The organism is Acidaminococcus sp. AM05-11, assembly GCF_003472805.1.
Lineage (GTDB): Bacteria > Bacillota > Negativicutes > Acidaminococcales > Acidaminococcaceae > Acidaminococcus > Acidaminococcus hominis.
In genome coordinates, this window is the sequence record NZ_QRMX01000054.1 from 1 (window position 1) to 5,117 (window position 5,117).

Genomic DNA, 5,117 nt, shown 5'->3' on the forward strand with positions numbered 1-5,117 from the left:
ATAAAAGAAGGATGGCAGAAATCTGCCATCCCACAATAAAACGTGAAGAGCCATTTTTGCTGTAGAAAACTCTGTAGCGGTTTTTGGTCGTGCGGTCAAGGGACTTCCTGGTGCTGGTGCGGTCCGCTTTTCACAGTCTCCTTTTAAACACAAAAATCCCCTGCCGGGTGGCCGGCAGGGGATTAATTGTTTCCGAATATTTACTTATTCTTCGTCTTTGGGAACCATGTCGGAGGCTTTCAGGGTGCCTCCTTTGGCTCTTTGGGCAAATTCTGCGGTGGCGGTGAACAGTACGTCGCTGCTGCTGTTCAGGGCGGTTTCGCAGGCATCTTCCAATACGCTGATGATGAAGCCAACGCCGACTACCTGCATGGCGATATCGTTGCCAATCCCGAAGGAAGCGCAGGCTACGGGGATCAGCAGCAGGGAGCCGCCGGCTACGCCGGAAGCGCCGCAGGCACCAATGGTGGAAACGATGCACAGGAGCAGGGCGGTGAGCATATCCACGTTGATGTTCAGGGTGTTGGCAGCTGCCAGGGCCAGTACGGAAATGGTGATGGAAGCACCGGCCATGTTAATGGTAGCACCCAGAGGAATGGAGATGGTGAAGGTATCCGGGTTCAAGCCCAGGCGATGGCACAGGGACAGGTTTACCGGAATGTTGGCGGCGGAGCTGCGGGTGAAGAAGGCATACACGCCGGATTCTCTCAGGGTGGTCCAAACCAGAGGATAGGGGTTCTTGTGGACGTTCAGGTACACAATCAGAGGATTGATGACCAGGGCAACCAGGAAGTAGGAGCCCAACAGTACGCCCAGGAGTTTTACGTAGGACAGCAGGGCGCCCAGGCCGCTGGCACCGATGGATTCGGCTACCAGGCCCATAATGCCGAAGGGAGCGAAGCGGATTACCCAGCTGACGGCGATGGCAATGCCTTGGGCCAGGTCTTCAAATACGGCCTTGCTTTTGTCACCCACGGTGTTGTGGAGTGCCAGCCCCAGGAAAATGGCCCAGGCCAGGATTCCGATGTAGTTGGCGGTCAGCAGGGCGTTTACCGGGTTGTCTACCACGTTCAGAATCAGGGTGTGGAGGACTTCTGCGATGCCGCTGGGAGGAGCAACTTTGGTGTCAGCCAGCTGCAGGGACAGGGTCACGGGGAACAGGAAAGACATGGCCACCCCTACCAGGGAAGCGGCAAAGGTCCCGATGATGTACAGTTTGATGACGGGTTTCATTTGGGTGTCGCCGTTGTCTTTTCTCTGAATCATGGCGTTCATGACCAGGATAAACACCAAAAGCGGTGCGATGCCCTTCAGGGCCTTGACGAACAGATCACCGAAAATGCCCACAAACGGAATGGCTCCGGGAGCGAAGCTGGCGATGAGGATGCCGATGACCAAGCCTACAGCAATTTGCTTGATAATCGGTGTGTGCTTCAGGTAATACAAAATGGCATTCATACGATGAACTTCCTTTCTCTGGATAAAATAAGTAAAAGAACATAACCTAGTATATCAAAATAAAAAATAAATACAATAGTATTTGTAGATAAATCTAGAGTTCTAAAAAAATTACATTTCAGCTAAAATAGAACGAGAAATGTTCTATTTATCATTGGATTGAGAAAGTATAAAGACATCCATCCATAAATTGTACACAGGGAACGGAAAAGTCGGGAGAAGAAAAGCAACGGTTTTTGATTTTCCGGCGGGATACTTGAAGAAAACTGCCAACCATAGTATATTTATATTATGTACGTTTGAACCGGAATGTCTTTTGGGAATATGCAGGCGCCGGTTCTGAAATAGAGAACAGGTGAGGAGATAAAATGAAAAAAATTATTCTGACCGGGGATCGTCCAACGGGCCATCTTCATGTGGGACATTATGTAGGTTCTTTGGCTGAGCGGGTGGAGCTGCAAAATTCTGGGAAGTTCGATGAGATTTATTTCATGATTGCGGACGCCCAGGCGCTGACCGACAATGCGGAGAATCCGGAAAAGGTACGCCAAAATATCTTGCAGGTAGCCCTGGATTACCTGGCAGTGGGCATTGACCCCAACAAGGCAACGATTTTTATCCAGTCCCTGATTCCGGAACTGTTTGAACTGACCACCTATTATATGGATTTGGTAACGGTGGCCCGGGTACAGCGGAATCCTACCGTGAAAAATGAAATCCAACAAAAGAATTTTGAAGCCAGCGTGCCCCTGGGCTTTTTCTGCTACCCGGTAAGCCAGGCAGCGGACATTACGGCTTTCCAGGCTACGGCGGTGCCGGTAGGGGAAGACCAGAAACCCATGCTGGAACAGTGCCGGGAGATTGTCCACAAGTTCAACAGTGTGTACGGGGAAACCCTGACCATGCCGGACATTGTGCTGCCCTCCAACAAGGCCTGCCTGCGGCTGCCGGGGCTGGACGGAAAGGCCAAGATGAGCAAATCCCTGGGCAACTGCATTTACCTGTCCGACGATGCGGCTACGGTAAAGCAGAAGGTGATGTCCATGTACACGGATCCTACCCATGTGCAGGTCAGCGACCCGGGCCACGTGGAAGGAAACCCGGTATTCACCTACCTGGATGCTTTCTCCAAGCCTGAACATTTCACCCAGTTCCTGCCGGATTACGCCAATCTGGACGAACTGAAAGACCATTACACCCGCGGCGGGCTGGGGGATATGAAGGTCAAGAAGTTCCTGAACAACGTACTTCAGGACGTGCTGACTCCTATCCGGGAACGCCGGGAGTATTGGGAACAAAGAAAGCCGGAAGTGGTGGAAATCCTCCGGGCCGGCACTGCCAAGGCAGAAGCCAAGGCTGCGGAAACCCTGAAGGATGTACGGGCTGCCATGAAAATCAACTACTTCGACGACGACAATCTGCTGCGATAAATTAGCCAACAGTATGAGAACACAGGCCCTCCTGGACAGGTATTCTGCTCCGGGAGGGTTTTTATCAGAAGGGAAGGGATCCATTTGGCCAAAACAACAACCAAAGATATGACCCAAGGCTCCATTTGGCGGCACTTGCTGTGGTTTGCCCTGCCGCTGCTGTTTGGGAACTTGTTCCAGCAGATGTACAATGCGGTGGACAGCGTGGTGGTGGGCAACTTTGTAGGGGGTGCCGCTCTGGGCGGGGTTACTACCGTTACGCCGGCCATCAACACCCTGGTGGGGTTTTTCATGGGGCTGAGCACCGGGGCCAGCGTAATCATTTCCCAGTATTTCGGGGCCCACGATGTGCCCAATCTGCGCAAGGCAGTGCATACGTCCCTGGTGGGGACGTTTCTTTTGAGTCTGGTATTCATGGTACTGGGGTGGAACATTACGCCGTTCCTGCTGGAATTTATGCGGACGGACGCCACCATTGTGCCGTATTCCACTACGTATCTGCGCATCTATTTCCTGGGCATTACCGGGCTGATGATCTACAATATGGGGTCCGCTATTTTGCGGGCGGTGGGGGACTCCAAGCGGCCGCTGTATTTTTTGATTTTTACGTCCGTGCTGAACGTGATTTTGGACCTGTTTTTTGTGCTGAAATTGCGTATGGCAGTGGCGGGGGTGGCTTATGCTACCATCCTGTCCCAGTTTATTTCCGCCTTCCTGGTGCTGGTGGTGCTGTTCCGCAGCCAGGAAGTGTACCGGCTGTCCTGGGCGGAAATGCGGCTGAACCTGACGATCTTAAAGAAAATCATTAACGTAGGGTTCCCAGCTGGGTTCCAGATGGCCCTGACGGCCTTTTCCAACGTATTTGTCCAGTCCTACATCAACTCCTTCGGCGCCGACAGTACGGCCGGCTGGGGAGCCTACTTCCGGATTGATATGTTTATCATCATGCCCATGCAGAGCATTGCCCTGGCCATTACCACCTTTACCGGGCAAAATGCCGGGGCCGGGAATTTGGAGCGGATTCGCAAAGGGGTATCCGTTTCCATCCGTATGGCTGTTTTGGCAACGGCCCTATTGTGTATTCCGGAATTTATCATTGCGCCCAACGTAATCCGGCTGTTTAACCAGGACCCAGGGGTAGTGGCCTACGGGACCTTGTTCATCCGGGTGAACTGCTTGTTTGATATTTTTGCCTGTATGAACCAGATTCACGCCGGTATGCTCCGGGGGGTGGGGGACGCCCGGGCGCCCATGTACATTATGCTGTTTTCCTTTGTGGTGTTCCGGCAGCTGTATCTGCTGATTATTACCCACATTACCGACTCCATTATCGCCGTGTCCTTTGGCTATCCCATTGGCTGGCTGATGTGCACCACCCTGCTGCGGCTCTACTACAGCTACAGCGGCTGGGAACGGAGGGTAAAGAAACCGGAACCGCATCATGCGGCGCTGGCCCACGAATAAGCTGAAGTCCTAAGCGGCTGACAAAACAAAAAAGGAGAGAACTTCTTAACGAGGTTCTCTCCTTTTTTGTGTGGGCCGTTTAGTAGGACTGGGCAGGGGCCTGGGGCTGCTGGGCAGCGGAAAGCGGGGGCTGGCCGGCGATAAATTCGTCGGAGTGGGGCAGTTTTTGGTTATCGGCTACGACCTTTTCCGTACCGGCTGCTACCGCTTTGGTGTAGTAGTCACATTTGAAGTTGATGACGTCCAGGGTCTTTTGCAGTTCGGCCATTTGGCGCTGGACTTCTTCCCGGCGTTTGAGAAACAGGTTCAGGCGTTCTTTCAGGGATGTATCTCCTTCCTGGACCCATTGGAAGAATTGGCGGATTTCCACAATGGACAGGCCGGCGCTTTTCAGGCACTGGATGATTTGCAGGGAACCCAGGTCTTTTTTCTGGAAAACCCGGTAGCCGGCTTCGCTGCGCTCCAAAAAGGGCAGCAGGCCCTGCTTGTCGTAGTAGCGCAGGGTGGTGGCGGGAATCTGGGTCATTTCGGATACTTGCTGAATGGAATAATAGGTCATGGAATTTTCCTCCTTGGTATTGACCTGAAATAATCTGGAAATAAGGGCTTGACCTTAAACTCGAGTTTAATGTTACACTAATTTTAGCGAAAATGCAAGAATTGCCGCCGGTTCTGGCGGTCTAGAGAATAGGAGGAAATAGGATGCAAAAAAGGGCTCATCACGGAAAATTGGGGGATACGAAATCTAAGACAGAATTTAAAAAC

General features: G+C 52.3%; 4 protein-coding genes. 2 read left to right on the forward strand and 2 right to left on the reverse strand.

The genetic code is table 11. The features are described from left to right. Positions 1–204: 204 nt before the first annotated feature. Complete coding sequence (gene sstT / locus DW089_RS11080) at positions 205–1,458, reverse strand: serine/threonine transporter SstT (RefSeq protein ID WP_118287293.1); 1,254 nt, start codon at positions 1,456–1,458, stop codon at positions 205–207. 368 nt (positions 1,459–1,826) lie between these two features. Here sstT and trpS point away from each other — a divergent pair, with 368 nt between their 5' ends. Both trpS and DW089_RS11090 read left to right on the forward strand, forming a co-directional pair. Next, complete coding sequence (gene trpS / locus DW089_RS11085; protein WP_105325783.1) at positions 1,827–2,888, forward strand: tryptophan--tRNA ligase; 1,062 nt, start codon at positions 1,827–1,829, stop codon at positions 2,886–2,888. An 84-nt stretch (positions 2,889–2,972) separates the two neighbouring features. Beyond that, on the forward strand, positions 2,973–4,352 hold the full coding sequence (locus tag DW089_RS11090; RefSeq protein WP_231087038.1) for an MATE family efflux transporter: 1,380 nt from the start codon (positions 2,973–2,975) through the stop codon (positions 4,350–4,352). Between the two features lie 79 nt (positions 4,353–4,431). On the opposite strand, the gene DW089_RS11095 is transcribed toward DW089_RS11090, so the two are convergent. Next, positions 4,432–4,911, reverse strand: a complete 480-nt coding sequence (locus DW089_RS11095) for a MerR family transcriptional regulator (protein WP_105325782.1) — start codon at positions 4,909–4,911, stop codon at positions 4,432–4,434. Positions 4,912–5,117 lie beyond the last annotated feature (206 nt).

Excerpts from the sequence above, each read along its gene's own strand:
- DW089_RS11095 (WP_105325782.1), bottom strand. The coding sequence starts at position 4,911 with ATGACCTATTATTCCATTCAGCAAGTATCCGAAATGACCCAGATTCCC.
- sstT (WP_118287293.1), bottom strand. The coding sequence starts at position 1,458 with ATGAATGCCATTTTGTATTACCTGAAGCACACACCGATTATCAAGCAA.
- trpS (WP_105325783.1), top strand. The coding sequence starts at position 1,827 with ATGAAAAAAATTATTCTGACCGGGGATCGTCCAACGGGCCATCTTCAT.